The organism is Micromonospora sagamiensis (genome assembly GCF_014680085.1).
In the GTDB taxonomy this organism is placed as follows: Bacteria; Actinomycetota; Actinomycetes; order Mycobacteriales; family Micromonosporaceae; genus Micromonospora; species Micromonospora inyonensis.
Map to the genome: position 1 here is coordinate 777074 of NZ_AP023438.1, position 25267 is coordinate 802340.

Annotated in this window: 19 protein-coding genes and 1 pseudogene; 7 read left to right on the top strand and 13 right to left on the bottom strand. The window is 71.2% G+C overall.

Annotated features, from left to right (window positions below; all coding sequences use genetic code 11):
* Positions 1–12: 12 nt before the first annotated feature.
* Positions 13–354: a YciI family protein gene (locus IGA62_RS03000; RefSeq protein WP_145816399.1), complete on the bottom strand. Its 342-nt coding sequence runs from the start codon at positions 352–354 to the stop codon at positions 13–15.
* A gap of 170 nt (positions 355–524) precedes the next feature.
* On the bottom strand, positions 525–1715 hold the full coding sequence (locus IGA62_RS03005) for a trans-sulfuration enzyme family protein (RefSeq protein WP_145821838.1): 1191 nt from the start codon (positions 1713–1715) through the stop codon (positions 525–527).
* An 83-nt stretch (positions 1716–1798) separates the two neighbouring features.
* Here IGA62_RS03005 and IGA62_RS03010 point away from each other — a divergent pair, with 83 nt between their 5' ends.
* Together IGA62_RS03010 and IGA62_RS03015 are read left to right on the top strand one after the other, a co-directional pair.
* A complete protein-coding gene (locus IGA62_RS03010; RefSeq protein WP_145816397.1) occupies positions 1799–2278 on the top strand; it encodes an Lrp/AsnC family transcriptional regulator in 480 nt (159 codons plus the stop codon).
* Between the two features lie 159 nt (positions 2279–2437).
* On the top strand, positions 2438–3448 hold the full coding sequence (locus IGA62_RS03015; RefSeq protein WP_186499761.1) for an LLM class flavin-dependent oxidoreductase: 1011 nt from the start codon (positions 2438–2440) through the stop codon (positions 3446–3448).
* Positions 3449–3533: 85 nt separating this feature from the next.
* On the opposite strand, the gene IGA62_RS03020 is transcribed toward IGA62_RS03015, so the two are convergent.
* The gene (locus IGA62_RS03020) at positions 3534–5768 is read right to left on the bottom strand and encodes a rhamnogalacturonan lyase family protein (protein ID WP_145816393.1); all 2235 of its coding nucleotides are present in this window, start codon (positions 5766–5768) and stop codon (positions 3534–3536) included.
* A 414-nt stretch (positions 5769–6182) separates the two neighbouring features.
* On the opposite strand from IGA62_RS03020, the gene IGA62_RS03025 reads away from it, so the two are divergent.
* Positions 6183–7634: a pyridoxal-dependent decarboxylase gene (locus IGA62_RS03025; protein WP_232624862.1), complete on the top strand. Its 1452-nt coding sequence runs from the start codon at positions 6183–6185 to the stop codon at positions 7632–7634.
* 38 nt (positions 7635–7672) lie between these two features.
* Here IGA62_RS03025 and IGA62_RS03030 read toward each other — a convergent pair whose 3' ends face one another.
* The 4 genes from IGA62_RS03030 to pyk all read right to left on the bottom strand — a co-directional run bounded on the left by IGA62_RS03030 (position 7673) and on the right by pyk (position 11647).
* Entirely contained in the window at positions 7673–8683 is a 1011-nt protein-coding gene (locus IGA62_RS03030) for a sulfite exporter TauE/SafE family protein (RefSeq protein WP_145816391.1), read from the bottom strand.
* 121 nt (positions 8684–8804) lie between these two features.
* Positions 8805–9272, bottom strand: coding sequence for an RrF2 family transcriptional regulator (locus IGA62_RS03035; RefSeq protein ID WP_145816389.1), 468 nt, complete (start codon positions 9270–9272; stop codon positions 8805–8807).
* Between the two features lie 51 nt (positions 9273–9323).
* Positions 9324–10202 (bottom strand): acyl-CoA thioesterase, encoded by an 879-nt coding sequence (locus tag IGA62_RS03040; RefSeq protein WP_186499760.1) that lies wholly within the window; start codon positions 10200–10202, stop codon positions 9324–9326.
* Entirely contained in the window at positions 10199–11647 is a 1449-nt protein-coding gene (gene pyk, locus IGA62_RS03045; protein ID WP_145816385.1) for a pyruvate kinase, read from the bottom strand. The genes IGA62_RS03040 and pyk overlap by 4 nt, the downstream gene beginning before the upstream one ends.
* A gap of 403 nt (positions 11648–12050) precedes the next feature.
* Here pyk and IGA62_RS03050 point away from each other — a divergent pair, with 403 nt between their 5' ends.
* Positions 12051–13649: a GMC family oxidoreductase gene (locus IGA62_RS03050; RefSeq protein WP_145816383.1), complete on the top strand. Its 1599-nt coding sequence runs from the start codon at positions 12051–12053 to the stop codon at positions 13647–13649.
* A 208-nt stretch (positions 13650–13857) separates the two neighbouring features.
* The gene (locus IGA62_RS03055; protein ID WP_145816381.1) at positions 13858–14730 is read left to right on the top strand and encodes an aldo/keto reductase; all 873 of its coding nucleotides are present in this window, start codon (positions 13858–13860) and stop codon (positions 14728–14730) included.
* 85 nt (positions 14731–14815) lie between these two features.
* On the opposite strand, the gene IGA62_RS03060 is transcribed toward IGA62_RS03055, so the two are convergent.
* The 3 genes from IGA62_RS03060 to IGA62_RS03070 form a co-directional block, all read right to left on the bottom strand.
* Positions 14816–15130 carry a hypothetical protein gene (locus tag IGA62_RS03060; protein ID WP_145816379.1) on the bottom strand — a complete coding sequence of 105 codons (315 nt, stop codon included), beginning with the start codon at positions 15128–15130 and terminating at the stop codon, positions 14816–14818.
* 88 nt (positions 15131–15218) lie between these two features.
* Positions 15219–16034, bottom strand: a complete 816-nt coding sequence (locus IGA62_RS03065; protein ID WP_145816377.1) for a lipase family alpha/beta hydrolase — start codon at positions 16032–16034, stop codon at positions 15219–15221.
* 194 nt (positions 16035–16228) lie between these two features.
* Positions 16229–16771, bottom strand: a complete 543-nt coding sequence (locus IGA62_RS03070) for a dihydrofolate reductase family protein (RefSeq protein WP_145816375.1) — start codon at positions 16769–16771, stop codon at positions 16229–16231.
* A gap of 267 nt (positions 16772–17038) precedes the next feature.
* Here IGA62_RS03070 and IGA62_RS03075 point away from each other — a divergent pair, with 267 nt between their 5' ends.
* Positions 17039–17932, top strand: coding sequence for a hypothetical protein (locus tag IGA62_RS03075; protein WP_145816373.1), 894 nt, complete (start codon positions 17039–17041; stop codon positions 17930–17932).
* A 260-nt stretch (positions 17933–18192) separates the two neighbouring features.
* Positions 18193–18567 (top strand): annotated as a pseudogene (locus tag IGA62_RS03080) (hypothetical protein); the annotation flags it as partial.
* Positions 18568–18683: 116 nt separating this feature from the next.
* Here IGA62_RS03080 and IGA62_RS03085 read toward each other — a convergent pair.
* The 3 genes from IGA62_RS03085 to IGA62_RS03095 are packed head-to-tail and all read right to left on the bottom strand — an operon-like array spanning position 18684 to position 25185.
* The gene (locus IGA62_RS03085) at positions 18684–20183 is read right to left on the bottom strand and encodes a class I SAM-dependent DNA methyltransferase (RefSeq protein ID WP_145816371.1); all 1500 of its coding nucleotides are present in this window, start codon (positions 20181–20183) and stop codon (positions 18684–18686) included.
* Positions 20180–21697: a restriction endonuclease subunit S gene (locus IGA62_RS03090; RefSeq protein ID WP_145816369.1), complete on the bottom strand. Its 1518-nt coding sequence runs from the start codon at positions 21695–21697 to the stop codon at positions 20180–20182. The genes IGA62_RS03085 and IGA62_RS03090 overlap by 4 nt, the downstream gene beginning before the upstream one ends.
* Positions 21694–25185: a DEAD/DEAH box helicase family protein gene (locus IGA62_RS03095; RefSeq protein WP_145816367.1), complete on the bottom strand. Its 3492-nt coding sequence runs from the start codon at positions 25183–25185 to the stop codon at positions 21694–21696. Before IGA62_RS03095 ends, IGA62_RS03090 begins: the two co-directional genes overlap by 4 nt.
* Between the last annotated feature and the right edge of the window lie 82 nt (positions 25186–25267).

Below are 25267 nucleotides of genomic sequence, written 5' to 3' on the forward strand. Positions count from 1 at the left end.
CCGTTTCCGTGCTCAGTCCTCGTCGTCAGGCCAGAACGGGCGGAGTTCGATCTTCCCTGCCCAGGCCATCGGGTGCCGGGACGCCACCTCGACGGCCTCGTCGAGGTCGGCGCACTCGATGATGTCGAAGCCGGCGATCTGGTCCTTGGTCTCGGCGTACGGGCCGTCGGTCAGCAGCACCTGGCGGTCGCGGACCCGGACGGTGGTGGCGTCGCTGGCCGGTCGGGTCCGGCTGCCCATCAGCCGGACACCCTTGCCGTCCATCTCGGCGACCCAGTCCTCGACGTCCGGGGCAGCGTCGTCCGGGCCGGGCTGGTGGTCCGGGTCGGTGCAGACCAGCATCAGGTACCTCATCGGGCGGCCCTCCTCGCGGTGCCGGTGGTGCTCGTGGTGACCGGGTCCATGGTCGTGCTCCTCTCGGTGTTCGTCGGCGCGGGTGACGATCGGGGTTCGCCGGTCCGGGTCGACGAGGGTCTCGTCACCTGAGTGACGAACGGGAGGGGCGTTCCACTACCACCGCCGCTTCAGAATTTTAGGCCGTCGACCGAGTCGAACGCCTGGGCGAGGTCGGCGCGCAGGTCGTCCGGGTCCTCCAGGCCGACGGAGACGCGCAGCAGTCCGGCGGCCGGGCGGGCGTCCCCCGTGACGGGTCGGTGGGTCAGCGACGCCGGGTGCTGGATCAGGGTGTCCACGCCACCGAGCGAGACGGCGTGGGTGATCAGCCGGCAGGCTCCGGCGACGGCGGAGGCGACGGGTGCGCCACCGCGTACCTCGAAGGCGAGCAGGCTGCCGGTGCCGTACATCTGGCGGCCGACCAGCCCGGCGGGGTCGGCCACGCTGGGGTGGTGCACCCGGGCGACAGCCGGGTGGCCGGCCAGCCAGGCGGCGAGTTTCTCCGCGCCGGCCTGCTGGGCCCGGACCCGCAACGGGAGGGTCTGGAGGCCACGGTGCAGCAGGTACGCGCCGAGCGGGTGGAGGATCGCGCCGGTGAGGGCCCGGACCTGGCGCAGCCGGGCGGCCCAGGTGCGGTCGCAGGCGACGACCCCGGCGAGGACGTCGCCGTGGCCGCCGATGCTCTTGGTGGCGCTGTGCAGCACGAGGGTGGCGCCGTGCCGGGCCGGTCGTTGGAGGACGGGCGTGGCGACGGTGTTGTCCACCAGCAGCGGGACGTCACCGGCGGCGCTGGCGAGGGCGGTCAGGTCGACGAGGTCGAGGGTGGGGTTGGCGGGGGTCTCGACGACGACCAGGGCGGTGTCGGGGCGTACGGCGGCGGCGACCTCGTCGGGCCGGGCCCAGGTGACCTCGGTGCCGAGCAGCCCGGTGGCGAGCACGTGGTCGGTGCCGCCGTAGAGCGGGCGGACGGCGACGACGTGCCGGTTCCCGTCACGGGTGGCGGCGAGGAGTGCCGCGGTCACGGCGGCCATGCCGCTGGCGAAGGCGACGGCGTCGGTGGTGCCCTCCAGTTCGGCCAGGGCGGTCTCGAAGCGGGCGACGGTGGGGTTCCAGAGGCGCTGGTAGACGGCGTTGCCGCCGGCCGGCAGCGAGCCGCCGGTGGCGAGGGTCTCGTACGCGTCACCGCCCTGTTCCACCGAGGGCAGCGGGTTGGTGGTGGAGAGGTCGATGGGCGGAACGTGGACGCCGAGGCCGGCGAGGTCGTCGCGGCCGGCGTGCACGGCCCGGGTGTCCAGGGCGGTCATGGCGGAAGCCTCGAACATCATGGCGATGCGGAGCAAGTGATCCGCAGAAGATTCTGTGTCGCTGCTTGAGCATCGACGGATCTTCGGTGGATCATGGGTGGATGGCAGTCGCACCGAATGATGTACGGCGGTTCGCCGCCCTGGACGACACCGACCGGGCGATCCTCGCCGTGCTCGCCGGGGACGGGCGGATTCCGAACAACGCGCTCGCCGAACGGGTGGGGGTGGCACCGTCGACATGCCTGAGCCGGGTCCGGGCGTTGCGCGAGTGCGGGGCGATCCGGGGGTTCCACGCGGACGTCGATCCGACGGCGGTGGGCCTGCCGTTGCAGGCGCTGGTGTCGGTGCGGTTGACCGCGCACGAGCGGGCCGCGGTGGACGCGTTCCGGGCCCGGTCGGTGCGGCTGCCGGGGGTGGTCTCGGTGTTCCACGTGGCGGGGGCGGACGACTACGTGCTGCACGTGCGGGCGGCGTCCGGGGACGCGCTGCGGGACTTCGTGCTGGATCACCTGGCGGTCGATCCGGCGGTGCACCACACCCAGACGAGCCTCATCTTCGAACAGGTCCGGGGCCTGGGCTGACGGACCGGGCTGACGGACTGGGCCGGGCCAGGCCGGACGGGCTGGGCTGGGCTGGGCTGGGCTGGGCTGGGTGGTAGCAGGGGACCCCTGTTCGACAAAAAGCGGTAACAGGGGGCCCCTGCTGGAACAAGGCGGGGGTGGGCCGGGTTGGTCAGGCGTGTGATCGACGTACCGTTGTCTGTTCTTGATCTTGCTCCGGTCGCCGCCGGGACGTCCGCCGGGGCGGCGCTGGCGCACACCACCGAGCTGGCCCGGCGCACCGAGGAGCTGGGCTACCACCGGTTCTGGGTGGCCGAGCACCACAACATGCCCGCGATCGCGAGTTCCGCGCCGGCCGTGCTCATCGCCCACCTGGCCGCGCACACCTCGACGATCCGGCTGGGCTCGGGCGGGGTGATGCTGCCCAACCACGCGCCCCTGGTGGTGGCCGAGCAGTTCGGCACCCTGGAGGCGCTGCACCCGGGCCGGATCGACCTGGGGATCGGCCGGGCGCCGGGCACCGACCAGGTGACCGCGCTGGCGTTGCGGCGGACCGTGGAGGGACTGTCGGCGGAGGGGTTCCCCCGGGAACTGGCCGACCTGATGAACTACTTCAGCGGGGAGCGGCCGGGGCCGATCGTGGCGACGCCGGGGCGGGGTGAGCGGCCGGCGATCTGGCTACTGGGGTCGAGCGGGTTCAGCGCGCAGCTGGCCGGGGCGCTCGGTCTGCCGTTCTCGTTCGCGCACCACTTCAGCGCGGCGAACACCGAGCCGGCCCTGGCGCTGTACCGGCGCAGCTTCCGGCCGTCGCAGTGGCTGGAGCGGCCGTACGCGATGGTGGCGGCGAACGCGGTCTGCGCGGAGACCGACGAGCGGGCGCGGTGGCTGGCCGCACCGGCGGCCCTGTCGTTCCTGCGGTTGCGCTCGGGCCGGCCGGAGCCACTGGCCACCCCGGAGGAGGCGGCGGCGTACCCGTACACGGAGCTGGAGCGCCAGTTCGTGGCGCAGCGCGGGGAGGGCCAGCTGATGGGCTCGCCGGAGACGGTGCGTCGGCAGCTCGACGGGCTGCTGGAGCGGACCCGGGCCGACGAGCTGATGTTGACCACCCTGGTGTACGACGTGGCCGACCGGGTGCGGTCGTTCGAGCTGATCGCGGAGCGGGTGGCCGGCGGCCTGCGGCGCGCGGGCTGATCCGTGCCCGGCGGCCTGCGGCGCGTGCGGGTTGATCCGTGCCGGAGGTGGGTCCCGCCGGTCGGGCGGGACCCACCGGGGCGGGTCAGCGTAGGTAGATGTTCGGGGTGGGCGGGGTGGTCATGCCGTCGCCGATGAAGAAGCTCGGGTGCGGCGGCTGGTTGTAGGCGGTGTTCTGCCAGGCGACGGCGGTCCGGTACTGCGGGTCGTGCATCAGGGTGTGGATCCGGGTGCCCGTCGGCGTCGGCGTGCTGTGGATGCGCAGCGCGGTGTTGTCGCTGGTGCGCCAGATCACCTCTTCGCGCCAGTCGCCGAGGAGGTCGCCGGAGAGCGCCGGGGTGGACTTGGTGCCGTTGTTCGAGGACACGCCGCTGCCGGTGAGCAGGCGGGTGTCGCCGCTGGTGCCGTACTTGTCGATCCGGGTGCCGTCGAGGAGTTCCCGGACCGGGTCCCCGTCCCACCAGGCGAGGAAGTTCGCCGACGACGGCTTGCGGCCGACGTTCTGACCCCGGGTGTTGGCAGCGTTGGAGACCGCCGACGACCAGGATTCCGCGCCGGGGCTGCCGGCCCAGATGTCGGCGGAGACGCCCCGGCCGTTGTCTCCGGAGGCGGGGGTGGACCAGATGATCTGGCCGGTGCGGGCGTCGGCGAACCAGGAGCTGGGCTTGCTGGCGTCCTCGCTGACCTTGAAGGTCTCCAGTCCGGGACGGGTGGGGTCGAGGTCGCCGACGTGCAGGGCGTCACCGTGGCCGTAACCGGTGGAGTAGAGCAGCCGGCCGTTGTCGTCGATGGTGGCGGCGCCGTAGACGATCTCCTGGCGGCCGTCGGCGTCGACGTCGGCGACGGAGAGGTTGTGGTTGCCCTGTCCGTAGGCGGCGCCGTTGCCGCTGGCGTTCGAGTCGAAGGTCCACCGCTTCGTCAGGGTGCCGTCGCGGAAGTCCCAGGCGGCGATGACCGCGCGGGTGTAGTAGCCACGGGCCATGATCAGGGACGGGCGCTGGCCGTCGAGGTAGGCGGTGGCGGCGAGGAACCGGTCGACGCGGTTGCCGTAGCTGTCGCCCCAGGAGGAGACGGTGCCGCGCGGCGGGTCGTAGTTGACGGTGGAGAGGGTCGCGCCGGTGCGGCCGTCGAACATGGTGAGGTACTCCGGGCCGGCGAGGACGTAACCACTGGAGTTGCGATGGTCGGCGGAGGCGGATCCGATCACCTGGCCGGTGCCGGAGCGGGTGCCGTCGGCGGTCTTCATGGCGACCTCGGCATCCCCGTCGCCGTCGTAGTCGTACACCTGGAACTGGGTGTAGTGGGCACCGGCACGGATGTTACGGCCGAGGTCGATGCGCCACAGCCGCGTGCCGGTGAGGGTGTACGCGTCGACGTACACGTTGCCGGTGTAGCCGGACTGTGAGTTGTCCTTGGCGTTGGACGGGTCCCACTTGAGCACGATCTCGTAGTCGCCGTCGCCGTCGAGGTCGCCGACGGAGGCGTCGTTGGCGACGTACGTGTAGACCTCGCCGGTCCCGGTGGTGCCGCCGGGCGGGGCCTGGATCGGCACGTCGAGGTGACCGTTGGCGAAGGTGAGGGCGGGCGCGGAGGCGGGCTGTTCGACGCCGCCGACGACGGCCCGGACGGTGTAACGGGCACCGGCGGGGGCACCGGCGTCGAGGTGGTTGGTGGCACCGGTGATCGGGGTGGTGGTGATCCGGGTGCCGTCCCGGTAGAGATGGAACGCCACGCCGCTGGTCTCGGTGCCGAGCAGTCGCCAGGAGACCAGGTTGCCGGTGCCGGACCGGACGCTGATCAGGCCCCGGTCGAGCTTCTCCACCTGCTTCGCCCCGGGCGGGGGCGTCGTGGGCGGGGGTGTGGTGGGCGGGGCGGTGGTGGCGGGCGCGGTGGTCGGGGTGGTACTTCCGGTGCAGGTGGTGCCGTTGAGGGCGAAGCTGGTCGGCGCCGGGTTGCGGGTGCCGTCCCAGCTGCCGTTGAAGCCGAACGAGACGGTGCCGCCGGTGCCGATCACGGCGTTGTAGTCGACGTTGCGGGCGGTGACCTGGGCGCCGGCCTGGCTGACGACGGCGCTCCAGGCGCTGGTGACCTGCTGTCCGGCGTCGTAGGACCAGGTCAGGGTCCAGCCGGTGACCGGGTCGCCGAGGTTGGTCACGTCGACGGTGGCGCCGAACCCGCCGGGCCACTCGTTGACGAGGCGGTAGTCGACACGGCAGCCGAGGGCGGCGGCCGAGGCGACCACGGTGGTCAGGCCGCCGGCGACGAGGGCACCGGCGACGGTGGCGGCGAGGAGGGCGGTGCGGGATGTCCGGGTACGCATGCGCGGGCCTCCGGGGAGGTCGGGGCACACGGCGACGTCGCCGTCGACCTTGCCCGGTCGACGGGGCGGCCCGCCGTGCTGCTGGTCCGGCACGGGCGGACCCGGGCCGGCGAAGAGGGCTCCGCGCACCGTGCAGGATAGGAGACCTTATTCCGGGACACAACACCCACTGCCCCAGCTCGGGCAAGATGCCCGAAACACGATCTTCACACCGGCTTCACCCACCGGTGGCGGGGGTCGCCTAACGTGGGTTCCGGTGGTGGTAGGGCATCCCCGGTCGGGACGGGTCGGGGGTGCTGCGGTGTGGTGCACCGGGCCGGAGCTGTGCGGATTCCGCGGCTTCGGCCCGGTGCCTGCCGTTGGGGCACGTCACACCTCCTTGCCTCGGGTACGGATTGTTGGTCGACTCGTCGGGTGGCAGCTCACATGGACCCCGAGGAGTTCCGCCGCGCCGGTCACGCGGTGGTGGACTGGATCGCCGACTACTGGTCGACGCTCGACGCGCGCCCCGTGACGTCGCAGGACCCGCCGGGGACGGTCGCCGCCGCGCTGCCCGCCGGCCCGCCGACGGCCGGCGAGCCGATCGAGGCGGTGCTCGCCGATCTCGACTCGGTGGTCACCCCGGGGCTCACCCACTGGCAGCATCCCGGGTTCTTCGCCTACTTCCCCGCCAACACCAGCGGCCCGAGCGTCCTCGGCGACCTGGTCAGCTCGGGGCTCGGCGTGCAGGGCATGCTCTGGGCCACCGGGCCGGCCTGCACCGAGTTGGAGACGAGGATGCTCGACTGGCTGGCGGGGCTGCTCGACCTGCCGGAGCGGTTCCACTCGTCCGGGCGGGGCGGCGGGGTGATCCAGGACTCGGCCTCCTCGGCGGCCCTGGTGGCCACCCTGACGGCCCTGCACCGGGCCAGCGGGGGCCGGTGGCGCGGCGTGGGCGTCGACCGCCGCTACCGCGCCTACACCTCCACCCAGGGCCACTCCTCGATCGAGAAGGCGGCCCGGATCGCCGGCCTGGGCGACGAGGGGGTGCGCCCGATCGAGGTGGACCCGGAAACCCAGGCCATGCGCCCGGCGGCGCTGCGGGCCGCGATCGAGGCCGACCTGGCTGCCGGCGAGGTGCCCGCGATCGTGGTGGCGACGATCGGGACCACCTCCACCAGCGCCGTGGATCCGCTGCGGGAGATCGGCGCGATCTGCGCCGAGTACGGCGTCTGGCTGCACGTGGACGCGGCGTACGCGGGAGCGGCGGCGGTCTGCCCCGAGCTGCGCTGGTCGCACGCGGGCCTGGAGTACGCCGACTCGTACTGCTTCGACCCGCACAAGTGGCTGCTCACCGGCTTCGACTGCGACGCGTTCTGGGTGGCCGACGCGGCGGAGCTGGTCGAGGCGCTGACCGTCCTGCCGGAGTACCTGCGCAACGCGGCCACCGAGTCCGGAGCGGTGATCGACTACCGGGACTGGCAGGTGCCGCTGGGTCGCCGGTTCCGGGCGTTGAAGCTCTGGTTCGTGCTCCGCTGGTACGGCGTCGAGGGACTGCGGGCGCACATCCGCTCCGGGGTGGCCCTGGCCGCCCGGTTCGCCGACCGGATCCGCGCCGACGACCGGTTCGAGCTGACCGCCCCGCATCCGTTCTCGCTTGTCTGCTTCCGGCTGCGGGCCGGGGACGAGCCGAGCGCCGCGCTGCTGGAGCGGGTCAACGCCACCGGCCGGGTGTACCTGACGCACACCCGGGTCGGGGGCCGGTACACGTTGCGCCTCGCGGTCGGCTCCCCGCAGACCCGCGACGAGCACGTCGACGAGGCGTGGGAACTGCTGCGCACCACGGCGGACGGTCTACTCCCCGAGGACGACCGCCCGACGCGCTGACCCCGGCGACCACGCGACCCGAGGCGTTCCCGACCGGGTCAGCGCTCGGCGACGACCAGGGGCTGCGCCGCGGCGTCGGCCGCAGCGGGCTCCGAACCGGTGGCGGCCGCAGCGGGCTCCGAGCCGGTGGCGGCCGCAGCGGGCTCCGAACCGGGCTCCGACCCGGTGGCGGCCCGGGCGGATCGCGCGGCGGACCGGGTCCGCCGCAGCACGCGGACCGCCAGGACGAGGGCGGTCAGCCAGCCGAGGCCGAGGAGCACGTAGACGGCGACCGGGGCCGGCCCGTCCAGACCGGCGGCGCGGACCAGGCTGCGGGCGTTGGTCAGCACGATCACCCCGCCGACGGCCGCACCGAGCAGTTGGGCCGGGACGATGCGGACCAGCCAGGCGGCCACCGGGGCGGCGATCAGCCCGCCGGCCAGCAGGGCTGCCACGATCGGCAGCACGAAGCCCTCCGAGCCGAGGCCGATCAGGAAGCCGACGCTGGCGGCGCTGGCGACGACGAACTCGGAGGTGTCCACCGAGCCGATCACCTTGCGGGGTTCCATCCGTCCGGAGACCAGCAGCGCCGGAGTGGCGACCGGGCCCCATCCCCCGCCCCCGGTGGCGTCGACGAAGCCGGCGACCAGGCCGAGCGGACCGAGGAACCGGCCGCGCAGCCGACCCGCCTGCGGGTTCGTGCGCAGCGGTCGGGAGAAACGCACCAGCAGGTACGCGCCGAGGGTGAAGAGGATGCCGGCCATCCAGGGGGCGGCGGACGTGGTGGAGAGGGAGCTGAGCAGGGTGGCCCCGGCGAAGGCTCCGATCGCGCCGGGCAGGGCGATCCGGCTGACCACCCGCCAGTCGACGTTGCCGAACCGCCAGTGCGCCGCCCCGGCGGCGAGGGTGGTGCCGATCTCGGCGAGGTGCACCGAGGCGGACGCGGCGGCGGGGGCGACCCCGGCCAGGAGCAGCAGTGTCGAGGAGGTCAGCCCGTAGGCCATGCCGAGCGAGCCGTCCACCAGTTGGGCGGCGAGGCCGACCAACGCCAGTACCAACAGCTTGCGCACCGCACCCTCCCAAGCTTTTAGGTATCCCCTATCGGCTTGGTCGACAATGCGGCACGTAGCGGCCCCGGGTCAAGTGCTGTTTGCGGAGTGGGACAGGACGGGCCGTACGACGGGTGCCGGGTCAGCTCCAGGCGCGGGGGTCGGCGGCGAGTTGGTTGACCCGCTCGGGCAGGGTCCCGGAGGCCACGTCGGCGACGGTGACCAGTTCGAGGATCTCCCGCTCGCTGGCCCGCAGGGCGATCCACACCTCCTGCAACGACCGCGCCGCCCCGTGGTACCCGACCTGCTCCGGACGGTGCCCCCGGACGTGCGCGAGCGGGCCGTCGATCACCCGGATCACCTCGGCGAGCGAGATCTCGGCGGCCGGGCGGGCCAGCCAGTAGCCGCCCTCGGGGCCACGCTGGGCGTGCACGATGCCACCCCGGCGCAGTTGCAGCAGGATGCTCTCCAGGAACTTCGGTGGGATGTCCTGCGCCCGGGCGATCTGCTCGGCGGTGACCGGGCGGGTCCGTCCGGGTCCGTCACCGGCGACCGCCGCGAGTTCGGCGGTCGCCCGCAACGCATAGTCGACCCGGGCGGAGAGGCGCATGTCAGAGAGGTTACCGGCCAGTCGGACCGGCTCGCCGATCGCCCCGGCAGGTCATCCCTCGACCCGGCGCAGCAGCCCCTCCTGCACGGCGCTGGCGATGTGCCCGCCGTCGGTGGTGAACATCCGTCCGGTGGCGAGCCCTCGGCCGCCCGAGGCCGAGGGGCTCCAGCAGTCGTAGAGGAACCACTCGTCGGCCCGGAACGGGCGGTGGAACCAGAGCGCGTGGTCGAGGCTGGCCCCGACCACGCCGCCGGGCCCCCAGACCTCGCCGTGCACCGACAGCACCGAGTCGAGCAGGGTCAGGTCGGAGGCGTACGTCAGGGCACAGGCGTGCAGCAGCGGATCGTCGGGGAGCTTGCCGTCGATACGCATCCAGACCCGCTGGTGCGGATCCGGGGGCCGGTCGCCGGGGCGCACCCAGCCGGGTTCGCCGACGTAACGGACGTCGATCGGGCGGGGGATCATCGCCCAGATGCCGAGCCGCTCGGGGTAGCGGGCGAGCCGGTCGGTCATGGTGGGCACGTCCTGGGGAACGGGCACGTCCGGCGGGGTGGGGGCCTGGTGGTCCAGCCCCTCCTCCCGGTGCTGGAACGAAGCCGACATGAAGAAGATCGGCTTCTCGTGCTGGTACGCCACCGACCGGCGGACCGAGAAGGACCGCCCGTCGCGGACGTTCTCCACCTGGTAGTCGATCGGCTCGTTCGGGTCACCGGGACGGACGAAGTAGCCGTGCAGCGAGTGCACGAACCGCTCCGGGACGACCGTACGGCCGGCGGCCACCAGGGCCTGACCGGCGACCTGGCCGCCGTACACCCGCTGCGGACCGACCGGGGGGCTGATCCCCCGGAAGGACGTCGCGCCGGTCGGCGCGAGGTCGAGGACCTCCAGCAGCTGGTCGACGGCGGCCTGGCCGGTCAGGACGTCGGTCACTGCAAGGCCCGCGCCGAGGCCGCGTCCACGAGCGATCCGAGCTGGTGCACGCGCAGCGTGTTGGTGGAGCCGGGCGTGCCGGGCGGGCTGCCGGCGACGATCACCACGTAGTCGCCGGGGTTGGCCCGGTTGAGCCCGAGCAGCGCCTGGTCGACCTGGCGGAACATGTCGTCCGTGTGCTCCACGAACGGCATCAGGAAGGTCTGCACGCCCCAGGAGAGGGCAAGCTGCCGGTAGACCTCGGGGACCGGGGTGAACGCCAGCAGCGGCAGGTCGCAGTGCAGCCGGGAGAGCCGGCGCACGGTGTCACCGGTCTGCGAGAAGGCGACCAGCGCCTTCGCGCCGATGGCCCGGGCGATCGACGAGGCCGCCGAGGTCAGCGCGCCGCCGTGGGTGCGCGGGTCGTGCTGGAGCCGGGGCACCGCGAACGAGCCGGACTCGGTGGTGGTGACGATCTTCGCCATGGTGCTGACGGTCAGCACCGGATACTTGCCGACGCTGGTCTCGCCGGAGAGCATCACCGCGTCCGCGCCGTCGAGCACCGCGTTGGCCACGTCGGAGGCCTCGGCCCGGGTGGGCCGGGAGTTCTCGATCATCGAGTCGAGCATCTGGGTGGCCACGATGACCGGCTTGGCGTTCTCCCGGCAGAGCTGCACCGCCCGCTTCTGCACCAGCGGGACCTGGTCCAGCGGCAACTCGACACCGAGGTCGCCCCGGGCCACCATCACCCCGTCGAAGGCCAGCACGATCGCCTCGAGGTGGTCGACCGCCTCGGGCTTCTCGACCTTGGCCAGCACCGGCCGGTGCACCCCGACCTCGCTCATGATCCCGTGGACGAGCTTGATGTCCTCGGCCGAGCGGACGAAGGAGAGGGCGACCAGGTCGACCCCGAGCCCGAGGGCGAAGCGGAGGTCCTCGGCGTCCTTCTCCGACATGGCCGGCACGCTGACCGCCACGTTGGGCAGCGAGACGCCCTTGTTGTTGGAGACCGGGCCCCCCTCGGTGACCAGGCAGCGGATGTCGTTGCCGGTGACGTCGGTGACCTCGACGGCGACCCGGCCGTCGTCGATCAGCAGGCGGTCGCCCGGCTTCACCTCCTGCGGCAGCTTGCGGTAGGTGCAGGACACCCGGTCCTTGGTGCCGAGCACGTCGTCACCGGTGATCACCACCGAGTCGCCGGTGCGCCACTCGTGCGGCCCGTCGGCGAACTTGCCGAGGCGGATCTTCGGGCCCTGGAGGTCGGCCAGGACGGCGACCGGACGGCCCGCCGTCTCGGCCGCCTCCCGGACCAGCCGGTACACGGCCTCGTGGTCGGCGTGGCTGCCGTGGCTGAAGTTCAGCCTCGCCACGTTCATGCCCGCCTCGACCAGCCCGCGGATGCGTTCCGGCGAGGCGGTGGCGGGACCGAGAGTGCAGACGATCTTCGCGCGGCGTGTCACGCCCATCAGGCTAGTCTCTCCCCCGGGCCGGACTGGGGGCCGACCCTCTTGCAGAATGCGGAACAGTTCTCCAACGACGCGCGGGGCGCGTATGGCCGGTGGGCGACGCCACACCGGGACGTTGAGGTGGCGGGCATCGGCGACCGCGCGCCGGAAATCGTACCCCTCGCCGTCTTCCTCCGGTGGGGTCGTCCCTCGGCACGGCGGGATCCGCGACGCCGCGACCCACCCGGCCAGCCCGTTCGTCACCACCCGGTGCGACGACGCGTCCAGCCGTACCCCTGCGGGATGGCCGCGCGGCCACGGGCGTCCTCGGCGATCCGGCGGTGGCCGGCGACCGACCCCCCGATGTCCGGTGAGTGACCGACCGGCTACGGTCTGATCCATCGATCAGGACCGGGGGTCCAGTGTGGAAGAGTTCGACTACGTCGTGGTCGGCGCGGGCACGGCGGGCTGCGTGCTGGCGCACCGGCTCAGCGCGGACCCGGCCACCCGGGTGCTGGTGGTCGAGGCCGGCGGTTGGGACAGCAGCCTCTTCGTCCGCATCCCGAAGGGCTTCTCCAAGCTCATGGACGACCGGAGCAAGGCCTGGCACTACCCCGCCACCACCTCCACCGGGCAGCAGGAGGTGTGGCAGCGGGGGCGGCTGGTCGGCGGTTCCAGCTCCATCAACGGCATGATCTACGGCCGGGGCGCCCCGGCCGACTGGGACGCGCTGGCCGACCGGGGCAACCCCGGCTGGGGGTGGGACACGATGCGCCCGGTGTTCCAGCGCATCGAGGACAGCCCCTACCGGACGGCGGACGCCGGTGCGGACGGCGGCCCGCTGCGCCTGTCCACCGCCGTCGACACGAACGAACTCTGCGAGGAGATGATCGACGCCGGGGTGCGGCAGGGGCTGCGCCGCACCGACGACCTCAACGACGGCGACGACGAGCGGATCGGCTACACCACGGCGACCATCCGGGACGGCCAGCGGGTCAGCGCCGCCGACGCCTTCCTGCACCCGGTGCGCGACCGGCCCAACCTGACCGTGCTGGTGCGCACGGTCACCCAGCGGGTGCTGGTGGACCGGGGCCGGGCGGTCGGGGTACGCGTGCACCGCGCCGGGCGCAGCGTCGACCTCTACGCCCGCGCCGAGGTGATCCTGGCGGCCGGCGCGATCGCCAGCCCGCAACTGCTCCAACTCTCCGGGATCGGCCCGGCCGACACGCTGCGCGCCGCCGGGGTGGCGGTGCTGGCCGACCGTCCCCGGGTCGGCGCCGGGATGCGGGAACACCGGATGATGGCCCTCCAGTACCGGCTGACCGGTCAGATCGGATACAACCCCCTGCTCAACAACGTCCTCGGGCAGTCGCTGGCGGCGGTGCGCTGGCTGGTCGCCAGGCGGGGGCCGCTCGCCCTGCCGGTGCACGACGTGGCCGCGTACCTGCGCTCCGGGCCGGACCGGGAGCGGCCGGACGCACACCTGCTGATGGCCCCGTTCTCCGCCGCGCCACCCCGACCCGGCCACGCGCTGGAGCTGGAACGGGAGGCCGGGCTGATGTGCCTGGGCGGGGTGACCCGTCCGGAGAGCGAGGGCAGCCTGGAGATCACCGGCCCGACCCCGGCGACCCCGCCCCGGATCCTGGTGCGCTACCTGACCGACCCGTACGACCGGGCGGTGGCGGTGGCGACGTTCCGCCGGATGCGGGAGTTCTTCGCGGCCGGGCCGATCGCCCGGCGGATCGTGTCGGAGACGCTGCCCGGACCGGCCGTCCGCGGCGAGCAGGAGATCCTCGACGCGGCGCTGGCGCACGGGTACTGCGGCTACCACGCCGTCGGCACCTGCGCGATGGGCCCGGACGACGCCGACGTGGTCGACGCGGACCTGCGGGTGCGCGGGGTGGACGGGCTGCGGGTGGTGGACGCCTCCGTGCTGCCGGTGCTGGTGTCCGGCTGGATCAACGGCCCGGTCGCCGCGCTGGCCTGGCGCGCCGCCGACGCGATCCTCGGCGCCCGCGTCTGAGCCGGCGCCAGCCCTCCTGAGGTGGTAGCAGGGGTCCCCTGTTCACGTTTTCTGTCGAGGAAGGGCCCCCTGCAACCACCCCGCGCACCCCGGCGCGCACCGCTGACGGTGCTCGGGCACACACCCGGTGGAGGCGTCGGGGGCGGTGAGCCGGGTAAGAGCGAACGACCGCAGGTGGACGGTGTGACGTACGGGAGGAACCTGGATCATGGCAGTCGGAACGAGCGGTCAGCCGGCGAAGGCGTCGGGGCGGTACCGGATCGGCGGGGACCTGCCCGTCGACCGCCTCGGGTACGGGGCGATGCAGCTCACCGGGCCGGGGGTGTGGGGTGACCCGAAGGACCCCGCCGAGGCGGTGCGGGTGCTGCGCCGGGCGGTGGAGCTGGGCGTCACGTTCGTCGACACCGCCGACTCGTACGGGCCGTTCGTCAGCGAGATGCTGATCCGCGAGGCGCTGCACCCGTACGCCGACGACCTGGTGATCGCGACGAAGGCCGGGCTGACCCGCTCCGGCCCGGACGACTGGCGCCCGGTCGGCCGGCCGGAGTACCTGCGCCAGCAGTGCGAGCTGAGCCTGCGCCACCTGGGCCTGGAGACCATCGACCTTTACCAGCTGCACCGCGTCGACCCGCAGGTGCCGCTCGCCGACCAGCTCGGTGAGCTGGCGCTGCTCAGGCAGGAGGGCAAGATCCGGCACATCGGCCTCTCCGAGGTGACGGTGGAGCAGATCGAGCAGGCCCGGGCGGTCACGCCGATCGTGTCGGTGCAGAACCTCTACAACCTGGCCGACCGGCGGGCCGAGCCGGTGCTGGAGCACTGCGAGCGGCACGACCTGGCGTTCATCCCGTGGTTCCCGATCGCCACCGGCGACCTGGCCCGCCCCGGCGGCCCGCTGGACGCGGTCGCCGCCGACCACCACGCGACGCCCGCGCAGCTCGCGCTCGCCTGGCTGTTGCGCCGGTCGCCGGTCCTGCTTCCCATCCCGGGTACGTCGTCCGTGGCGCACCTGGAGGAGAACGTGGCCGCCGCCGAGGTGACCCTCACCGACGAGGAGTACGAGGCGCTCAGCCGGGCCGTGTGAGCGGGACGGTTGAGGACGGGTGGCCGTGCGGCCTGGACCGGCACGGCCACCCTGGTCGGGACGCCACGCGGGGCGTCCCGACGTCCTACGGCCAGTAGCAGCCGGAGAGGTTGTCCTTCGGGACCCAGCCGTCCTGCCACGGCGCCTCCGCCCCGTGCCCGTAGTACCACACCACGCCCGTACCGATGTCGGAGCCGATCCGGTGCCACCGGAACCCGCGCCCCGCCGTCAGCGTGAGCAGCACGCTGCCGTGCTCCGCGTCCCGCAACCAGGTGTTCTGGTTGAGGGTGCAGATGGGGTCGTTGGGAGCCTCGGTGGCCGACGCCGGCGCGGCGACCACGGCGGAGCCGGCGAGCACCAGACCCATCACCATCGACGCGCGCAGAATCCTGTTCTTCACGAGTGTCCTCTCTGGAGGGCAGTTGTCGCTGACGATTATGGATTCTGCGGCGACGCGTGACGACGGCGACACCGGGGTGGCGGTCGGGTCAGATCGCGAAGCAGTTCGGCGTGATCGACCGGTCGGCGAGGGCGTCCTGGACCATGGTGTACGTGGTGCCGTCGAGCACCAGCCCGAGGTGCCCGACGATCCGTACCGGACACCAGGTCTGGACGAGGGCGTTGACCGCGCCGTCGGCGAGCGTGGCGTTCTGGGTGGGCCGGACCAGTTCGTCCTGGAGGGTACGGATGGTGGTGTAGCGGACCGTGCCCGGCGTGTCGTCACCGGCGTTCAGGTCGTTGAGGAACGCCGAGCCGATGGCCATCTGCTGGCAGGCGACGATCCCGATGCAGTCCCCGAGGCCGAGGAACTTCGCGATGTCGGCGATGTAGGTGCCGTAGTGCGGGCTGCCGAGGGTGATCAGACGGCCGACCGAGCCGGTGCCGCCCAGGTACTTCAGGTAGTAGCGGGAGACCAGACCTCCCTCGGAGTGGGCGACCAGGTCGACCCTCGCCGCGCCGGTGTTGGCGCGCACCTGGGCGACGTACCCGCTGAAGGAGCGGGCGGAGGCGGCGATGTCGCCGAGCCCGAGGCCGGGAAGTTGGTAGATGCTGACCCGGTGACCATCGCCGCGCAGCCGGGCGGCGAGCGGCTCGTAGGCGATGGCGACGCCGGAGAGACCGCCGACGACGATCACCGGGTTGGTGGCGGACGCGCCGACATCGCCCGTCGCGGTCGTACTCGTGGTCGTGGTCGTGGTGGCGGATTCGGCGGGTACCGGTGCCGGGGCGGCGGTGGCGGCGGTGGCCGGCACCAGGATCGCGGCGGCGGCCGTGGCGGTGACGAGGATCTTTCGGAGCAGCATGGCTGCGCCCTCCGTGGGGGTGGTCCCGGTGGTGATGGGAGGCGGGCGGGGGACGTCCGATCGATCGTGGACACATGATGCCCGCAAGAATTCGTCAACGTCAATGACAAGTTACGGGCGGGTAATGACCGGTGTCCCCGGACGACACGAGAGGGCCCCCGATCCGGGGACCCCCTCGCCGTACCGCCGGGCGCTCAGCGCACCACGCGCAGCCAGAGGTTGGTGGCCGGCGGGGCCGGGGTGACGCTGACCGGTTCGAGCCGGACGGTCCTCCCGCCCGGATGGTCGAACAGCCGCACCCCGTCGCCGAGCAGCACGGGTACGACACAGAGCAGCACCTCGTCCAGCAGGCCGGCGTCGAGGCACTGCCGGGCGACGTCCGCGCCGAGGACGTTGACGTACCCGTCGCCGGCCGCCTCCCGCGCCCGGTCCACGGCCGTCGGCAGGTCGGTGACGAAGGTGACGCCGGGCACCGGGTCGGCCGGCGGGCGGTGGGTGAGCACGAACTGCGGTCCGCTCCAGCCGCCGCCGAACGCCTCCCCCTCTCCCGGCAGATCCCGGTACGGGTCGTCACCCCCGAAGGTCCGCCGGCCGACGAGCAACGCGCCGGTACGCGCGGCGACGTCGTCCATGGTCGGGTTCGGGCCGAGATACGGCGTCAGCCACGACATGTCGCCGCCCGGTCCGGCGATGAACCCGTCGGTCGACATCGATGCTGAGTAGAGCAGCCTGGCCACGTCGCCACCTTCGCGCTCGGTGCGGTCCCGTCACGTCCCGCTCGGGGTCGACTCCCCGTCGACCTGTCCATTCTTGACGCACGTCGGGGGGCGGGCGCACCGGACGTACCTCCTGATGCTGGGACCTCTCGGGTCAAGGAACTCGACGGGGACCGAGAAGGCGACGCCACGGCACACCAACGGGGGCGTACCGATTCGGCATCGAGCCGTCGCTGCTCCTGGACCCCGTGGGATCCTTGCGGTCGAGAGGCATGGAGGTGAGCGGGGATGACCCGACGGCCTTGGCTGCTCTGGATCACGCTGGCCGCGATGGCGGGCGGCTGCGCCACCGCCGAGGGCGGATCGGGTGGTCAGGGTCTGGACAGGCAACGCCAGCAGGCGCGCGACCACCTGGCCCGGTACGACAGGGCAGTCCTCGACGCCGGCGGCGGCCGCCGCTTCGTTCCGGTCGGGAACCTGACCGGCCAGGTCGGCGACTGGGAACCCACGAACGGGGACGACAAACAGGCGCTGATGTCCGGCCGGGTCTCCGCCAGCAACGCGCTGCCCGCCGTGCCGCATCCGACCGGACAGGTGGTCTGGGACGACGGCACGACCACGTCGGTCCCCTTGCTCTCGGCCGAGGAGGCACTGCACCAGATGGCAGCGACCGGTGCCGGTGGCTGCCCCGAGTGCGTACCGCTGGAGGTCACCGGTGCGCGCCTGACCACAGCGCGGATCCCGACCACACGCGGACCGGCGACAGCGCCGATCTGGGAGTACACGCTGAACGGAACGGCGGTACGGGCCACCCGGGTGGCTGTCGCCACGTCGGCCATGGTCACGGTCGAACCCCCGTCCTGGGATTCCTACGACTCGCCCGCCGGCCTGCCGATCGAGTCGGCGAGCACGACCACTGCCAGCCGACGGCTGACCGTCGCCTTCACCGGCGCCCCGGATGCGGGAAACCGGCCGTGCGGTGCCGACTACAGCGCGGAGGCCGTCGAGTCGGCCCATGCGGTCGTCGTCATCGTCGTCGGGCACCCGCACGCGCCCGACGAGACATGCCCGGGTATGGGCGCGCCCCGGACCACCACCGTCGACCTGGAGCAACCGCTCGGTGAGCGAGCCGTCCTCGACGTACAGCAGGGCCTGCCGGTTCCACTGACTGTCACCGGCTGATCCCCCGTTCCCGGGTGATCCTGGACCGTCGGCCCCACCCGCCGGCCGGTCCTTGTCGAGATCACTTCGCTGACGTGGGTCGCCGCACGACGGAGGCGGATCTTCGACGCGGTGGCTGCCGCTGAGCAGCGCGGCGACTGCCGTGCTGGGTCGATCCGGTCCAGGTTCCGGAAGCTGCCGCAGGCGGCCCGCAGCGTCGGCGCGGGCGGTCACGGAGACGGCTGCGCCTCCTCCGCCGGAAGAACGGATCGCGCCACGGCAACTCGCGCACCGTACGGGCGCGTTCGCACCTGCGCGGCCAGGGCCGGGTCGCGCTGCCGATGGTGTTCGCCCGGAGCGGGCACGGCTGGCAAGCGGTGTGGCTGCACCTGTACCTGCGGGGTGCGCCGTCGTTCAACCGGGTGGAGGGCAACACCTTCACCACAGCCGACCGGGTACGCGCACTGCCGGAGCGGGGGTATCTCACCATGGCCTACCTGGTCGACCGGTGGCGTACGAAGGCGGAGGTGACGACGTGGGACGGCCGGCCGCCGGACGAGCCGGTCACCTACGTCGGCATCGAGGCACCGGAGGGCCTGCCGGACGGGTCCGAGACGTACACTCTCGACCGACTCAGTGAGTTGATCCCTGGGTAGAATCGGCGAAGGCCGGGGCCATGCGGGCGCTTCCTTCTATTCCGTTCGAATCGGGAACCTCCGCCATGCGGGGGATCTGGCATTCAGTACCCGCGCTCTCCTCGGCCCTTCGCCGCTCAGCCGTCCGTCTCCGACGAGCGAGCCGCCAAAGCTTCGGCGATGGCGGTGAACTCGCGGAGGGCGGCTTGCAGGTCCTCCACGATCTCCTGGGCGATCACCTCGGGCGGGAGCAGCGCGTCGGCGTCCTCCAGGGAGGCGTCCTTGAGCCAGGTGATGTCGAGGTTCACCTTGTCCCGGACGATCAGTTCGTCGTACGTGAACGCCTTGAAACGCTCGGTCTCGACCCGCTCGGCGCGGTCCTTGCCAGGCAGGTAGCAGGCCACGAAGTCGTCAAGGTGTTCCCGACGCAACGGGTTCTGCTTGAGCGTAAAGTGCTCGTTGGTGCGGAAGTCGTACACCCAGAGTTTGGTGGTCCAGGGCTCCTCGCGGGCACGCTTGCGCTCGAAGAAGAGCACGTTGGCCTTGACCCCACCCGCGTAGAAGATGCCGGTGGGCAGGCGCAGCATGGTGTGCAGGTCGTACTGCTTGAGCAGCCGGCGCCGGATGGTCTCCCCCGCGCCGCCCTCGAAGAGCACGTTGTCCGGCAGGACGACCGCCGCCCGGCCGTCGATCTCCAGCAGTGAGGCGATGTGCTGGACGAAGTTGAGCTGCTTGTTGGCGGTGGTCGTCCAGAAGTCCGGACGCTCGATCGCGCCGTCGCCCCGGTCGGCGGCCCGCCCGTCCTGGCCGACCATCCGGATCGAGGAGCTACGGCCGAACGGCGGATTCGCCAGCACCAGGCTGTAGCGGCGGCTGGGCTCCCGGCCGAGCGCGTTCTCGACCGCGATCAGCGACTCACCGCCGGGCGTACCGATGCCGTGCAGCAGCATGTTCATCGCCGCCAGCCGGGCTGTCCCCTCGACCAGTTCGGTGCCGGTGATCGCGCCGTGCGCGAGCTTCTGCCGCTGGTCGCGGGTGAGCGTGCTGCCGTGGTGGCGCTGGATGTGGTCGAACGCGGCGAGCAGGAAGCCGCCCGTGCCGCAGGCCGGGTCGGTGATCGTGTCGTCCGGGGTGGGCAGCATGCAGTCGACCATCGCGGTGGTCAGCGCACGCGGGGTGAAGTACTGCCCCGCGCCGGACTTCGCGTCCTCCGCGCCCTTGGCGAGCAGTTCCTCGTAGGCGTCGCCCTTGACGTCGACCCCGGCCTGCGACCAGTTCTCCTTGCCGATCAGGTCGACGATCAGCCGCTTGAGCTTCGCCGGGTCCTGGATCCTGTTCTGCGCCTTGCGGAAGATCGTGCCGAGGGTGCCGCCCTGCCTGCCCAGCTCGGTGAGGATCCGCTTGTACTGCGTCTCCAGGGCAGGCCCCTCGGCGTCGAGCAGGGTCTGCCAGCCCAGCTCGCTCGGCACGATCTGCTCCGGGCGCATCTTCCGGTCAGCCCGCTCGTCGGCCATCTTGAGAAAGAGCAGGAAGGTCAACTGCTCGACGTAGTCGATGGTCGACACGCCGTCGTCGCGGAGCACATCACAGTAGTTCCAGAGCTTCTGCACCAGTTGGCGGGAATCCAGAGTGCTCACAGCGGCAAGGTCTCCTGCTGGTAGTCGTCGCCGGTCACCCTGGTCGGTGGTGCCGGCAGGTCTTTCGAGGTACGCCGGGAACGGGCGCGCTGCTTCGGTACGTTTACCGCCCGCTCAGCCCTGATCCGCGCCAACAACTCCGACGCCGGCTCGTCCTTAGGGTCCTGCGGCACCAACCGCCCCGCAAACGCCTCAGAGAGCAGCGCATTCTTGAGTTGATTCCTTCTCCTTTCGCTGTCCACTGCGGCCTGGCGTAGCCGATCTGCTTGCTCTCGAGCCTCAGCTAGCAGGGAAAGTAGCTTCCGCTGAACCACGAGGGGCGGCAGGGGCACAGGGAGCGCGGCGAGCTTACTGCCATTCACATTGGCCTGACCCACCTGCTGACTCGCCACGGAACGCACATACGCCCTACCAATGCGACTATTGATGACCAGAGAGAGCCAGGCCGATTCCACGCCAGGAACAAGTCGACACCTAATCAGATATGAGGCGAAGGTCGCAGGACCTAGACCAGCCCAGTAGGGAGCAGACTTACCGACCAACTCAAAGCTGTTCGTTCGATTGAACAGCACATCCCCCTCGTCCAACATCAACAAGCGCAGATCAGGATGAGAATCGGGCAGGTACTTCAGGAAATCGGTTACAATCTTACCATTCTTGATGTTACCCATCCTAAAGACCGGAATATCAGATCCAGAAAGCTTCGGGCCCGCCTTCGCCGATGTTCCATATTCAATATTCCAACAGACCTGATCAACCGAAGCCGTGACCCATCCGACAGGTAGATTCGGCACCTCCTCCACAGGACCAACAGGCTCCCTGCGTCGCTTAGAGACTCGCTCTTGCCGGAGTTCGAGAATAGCGTGAAGTTCCGACCCCAACTCATTCAGCTCTTCGCAGTCCACACTCGTCAACCCCATCACTGCGCGATCTTCCTGCAAGCGCAGCCAGGAATCAAGCTTAAGCTTAATCGCGCTCAGGCTACCATCGGCAGCCTCCAGACAGGAGAGCTGACCTTCAAGCACTGCCACAATCCTGCCCTGCTCGGCGAGTGGCGGAATTGCAACGGGAATCTGCCTGAGTTGCTCCTGAGGCAGGTGCTTTATTGTGCTTCCGGTAGCCCATTCCAGAAGCCCACCGCGAAGGCTCAAGTACTCCAGGTAATAACGCAGGTACAGGGATTCAATGCCACCTCGAGGGCGAACCCGATGAAGAGCCTTCTGATAGGCCATGTAGCTATCACCGCCACGCCATACCGCACTGCGTCCGATCTCACCGCCTTCGCAGACCAGTAGATCACCATCCACCAGACGGAAGCGATCCTCTTGCTCCGGCGGGATATCCATAGTCAGGACATCGGACTGGTCGATGCGACCCCACTGCACGTTAACGTTACGGAGATATGGACGCAGGTGCCGACCCGAACTCTTGGCTCGGTCAAGCATCTTTCCCAGCGCCGTATCAGCAATTTCCCCAAGGGTCGTGTATTCCCAGCCGCTGGGCAGATCGGTCACGCGGAAAGCTCCTGGTTGAGTTCGGTGAGGAGGGGTTCGGCGCGGTTGCCGAAGGTGTGGATGTACCCGTCGACGCCGCCGCGCTCGGTGAACGGCGCGCCGTCCAGGTCGTCCGGTGTGATCTCCACGCTGACCGCTATCACGTCCTTGATCCTCTCCAGCCACCACACCTGGTCGGCGGTGAAGGTAGCACCGGCCTGTTCCTGTCTGACCAACCAGTTACGGAAGCGCTCCTCAACTTGGCTCCGGTACGGACGTAGTTCCTGGTCAAGGCCCAACTCGTAGCGCACGAGGGAAACCAGGTCGGTCACCCCGCGCGGACCGGGCTCGGCTGCGGCCTGTCCGAGTTGGACGTACGCCTGCCACAACGAGTCGGGGGTCCACGCCTGCGGCGGTCGGGCGATCCGGGCGGCCAGCTCCCTGAGCTGGTCGTAGCCGATGCGGCCCTTTCCCTCGAAGAAGACCTGGAACGCGGCGATCTCGTCGCGGTGTTCCTCCATGTATTCGCGCCAGGTGCGCCGGGTGACCGTGGCGCGTTCCGCCGCCGGCACGCCGGCCGCCGAGATCAACCGGTCCTGGTTCACCTCGTCGTAGGTGATGTCGTGCGAGCGGCGGATCTCCAGAATGCGGTCGCGCAGCGGCGGGTTGGCCGCCAGCGGGCGCAGCGCGGCGGCGAGCAGGTCGCGTACGGCCGCAGGCCCGGCCGCCTTTGCCGGGTTGAGCTGTTCCGGGGCGATGGCGTCGACCAGGCCGCGCACGATCCCGGTCAGCGGCTGCCCGCCCAGCTCGGCCAGCTCCTGCCGCTCAGCGTCGGTCAACTGCTGGTTGAGCCGCGCGAGCCGGGCGGCGAGGGTGGCCACCTCGTTGGCGTCGGCGGTCAGCGTGCCGGCCTTGCGCAGCAGGTCACGCAGGGAGACCTGCTGTTCGGTGTGCCGGTTCAGCGGCACCGCCTCGTCCAGGTCGGCTTCGGTCACACCGACCGCGTCCACGATGACGAACCGCTCCTTGATCTGCGCGTCGGGGGTGACGGCCTGGAAGTCGGCGGGGTCGATGGTCCGTGCGCCGCGTCCCTTCATCTGCTCGAAGTACGTGGCGGTGCGCACCGGCCGCAGGAAGAGCAGGCACTCCAGCGGCTTCACGTCGGTGCCGGTGGCGATCATGTCGACCGTCACCGCGATCCGCAGCTCGGGACTGTTGCGGAGCGCCTGGATCAGGGTTTCCGGGTCGTGCCCGTCGCGGCGAGACGAATAGGTGATCTTGCGGGCGAAGTCGTTGCCCCGGCCGAAGACCAACCGGACCATCTGCACGATGTCCTCGGCGTGGTTGTCGTCGCAGGCGAAGATCAGCGTCTTCGGCACGGTGTCCCGACCGGGGAAGATCTCGGTGAAGAGCCGGTCACGGAAGGTCTCCAGCACCAGCTTGAGCTGCCCCTCGGAGATCACCGACCGGCCCACCTGGTTACCGCCGTAGGTGAAGTCGTCCTCCAGTTCCTCGTAGCGCTCGGCGCGGGTGCGGCGGTCGCGCAGCGGTACGACGGTGCCCGCCTCGATCTTCTCCCCACCCTCGGTGATCGCTGTCTTGATCCGGTACACCTCGAACTGGACGTTGACCCCGTCGGCGACCGCCTGTTCGTAGGTGTACTCGGAGACCAGGTTCTGTTGGAAGAAGCCGAGGGTCTGCTTGACCGGGGTGGCGGTCAGCCCGACCACGAAGGCGTCGAAGTATTCGATCACCGCCCGCCACTTGCCGTAGATCGAGCGGTGACACTCGTCGACAATGATCACGTCGAACGTCTCCGGTGGGATGCCCGGGTGGTAGCCCACCTCGGCCGGATCGTCCCGCTCGTAACTGTCGTAGGCGGCATCGTCCAGGTCGGCGTCGGGCAGCTCGACTCCACGCAACGCGCCGTAGAGGCGTTGAATGGTGGAGATCACCACGTTGGAGGAGTCCCGAATGCCGGCCGCGGTGAGCCGGTCGACGTTGAACAGCTCGGTGAACTTCCGCCCGTCGTCCGGGGCCTGGTAGCCCGCGTACTCCCGCAGCGTCTGCTTGCCCAGGTTGTTCCGGTCGACCAGGAAGAGGATCCGGCCCGCGCGGGCGTACCGCAGCAGCCGGTAGCTGAGGGTAACGGCGGCGAAGGTCTTCCCCGCGCCAGTGGCCATCTGGACGAGAGCGCGCGGCAAATCCTCGGCGAGCGACTTCTCCAGGCCCTCTACAGCCTCGATCTGCGCGGGACGCAGGCCGAGCCGGTCCAGCTCCGGCAACTGCCGCAGCCGGGCGCGCAGGGTCGGTGCCGCCGGGTCGGCCTCCGCCTCCCGCATCCACCGGGCGAGGGTTTCCGGCTGGTGGACGGCGAAGACCTCACGGGTACGGGGGTACGGGTCCAGCCCGTTGAGGAAGGTGGTTTCGGTGCCGGTGGCGACGTACGCGAACGGCAACGGCTCGTCCCGCCGCCAGGCGTTGAGCCGCTGGTCGGCGGTCAGCCCGTTGCGGTACCGGTCGAGCTGCGCCTCCACCCCGCGCGGCCCGGTGCCCTCGCGTTTCGCCTCGATCACGCCGACCAGCCGCTGGTCGACGTACAACAGGTAGTCGGCCCGGCCGGTCGCCAGGGTTACCTCGCGCACGGCGACGCCCGAGCCGGCGAACAGGTTGATGTCCCGTTCGTCCTGGACGACCCAGCCGGCGTCGCCGAGCTGCCGGTCGATCTCCACGCGGGTCTGCGCCTCGTTCAACGGCTCCCGGGACGCCCGGCGGGCCCGGGTGATGAACTCCTCCCGCTTGACGGCCGACACCCTCGCCGCCGGCTTGTCGTCGAACTCGCGCTTCGCCAGCTCGGCGGCCGGCTCCAGGCTCGCGACCAACTCCGCCGCCCGGCCCCGGCGGGCCTGTGCCTCCTGGACCGCCCGATCCGCGGCCATGGTCGCCTCGGCGTGCGCCTGGGTCAGCGACGACGCGCCTTCCAGCAACAGCTTCGTCTCGGCCAGTTCCCGCTTGTAGCGGTCGATCTCCGCCTGGAGGCCCTCCGCGACGCTCGCCGGCACCTGCCGGGCCGGCGGCACCGGCGGCACGAAACCGATCGGGGTACGGTCACCGGTCAGCGCGCGGTGGAACCACAGCCCCAACTCGAAGCAGGTACGCAGCAGCTCCAGCGCGTGCCGCACCTCGCCAAGGTGATCGTGCACGGCCTGGTTTCCGGTGTCCCGGAGCCGGTCGAAGGCCGCGTGCACGCTCGACGTGAGGGTGCCCTCGGCGTACAGCGCCTCCACCTGGTGGTAGAAGCTGTCGCGCTCGGGCTTCGCCCCTGTTCGGCGGACCAGGTCGCGGGCGAGCACGTCACCGAAGGTCCGCGCCTTGAACATCGCCGACTGGGCGTCAACGTACACGAGCAGTTCAGCACCCGCGCCGTACCAGACCAGCAGCGGATGATCCGCCAAGAACCCGAAGTTGGCGGACTGTTCCGCCAGACGCCGTACCTGCCGAGGATCCACGACTCTCCACGTCCACTGTGCACGATGAACAGGACAGGATAGAGAGTCGGTTTCGGATTCCGCTGTCCCCCGTTCGGGGGAC

What these genes read in the sequence shown, in the direction of transcription:
- IGA62_RS03000 (WP_145816399.1), bottom strand. Translation starts at nt 354, where the DNA reads ATGAGGTACCTGATGCTGGTCTGCACCGACCCGGACCACCAGCCCGGC.
- IGA62_RS03005 (WP_145821838.1), bottom strand. Translation starts at nt 1,715, where the DNA reads ATGTTCGAGGCTTCCGCCATGACCGCCCTGGACACCCGGGCCGTGCAC.
- IGA62_RS03010 (WP_145816397.1), top strand. Translation starts at nt 1,799, where the DNA reads ATGGCAGTCGCACCGAATGATGTACGGCGGTTCGCCGCCCTGGACGAC.
- IGA62_RS03020 (WP_145816393.1), bottom strand. Translation starts at nt 5,768, where the DNA reads ATGCGTACCCGGACATCCCGCACCGCCCTCCTCGCCGCCACCGTCGCC.
- IGA62_RS03035 (WP_145816389.1), bottom strand. Translation starts at nt 9,272, where the DNA reads ATGCGCCTCTCCGCCCGGGTCGACTATGCGTTGCGGGCGACCGCCGAA.
- pyk (WP_145816385.1), bottom strand. Translation starts at nt 11,647, where the DNA reads ATGGGCGTGACACGCCGCGCGAAGATCGTCTGCACTCTCGGTCCCGCC.
- IGA62_RS03055 (WP_145816381.1), top strand. Translation starts at nt 13,858, where the DNA reads ATGGCAGTCGGAACGAGCGGTCAGCCGGCGAAGGCGTCGGGGCGGTAC.
- IGA62_RS03065 (WP_145816377.1), bottom strand. Translation starts at nt 16,034, where the DNA reads ATGCTGCTCCGAAAGATCCTCGTCACCGCCACGGCCGCCGCCGCGATC.
- IGA62_RS03075 (WP_145816373.1), top strand. Translation starts at nt 17,039, where the DNA reads ATGACCCGACGGCCTTGGCTGCTCTGGATCACGCTGGCCGCGATGGCG.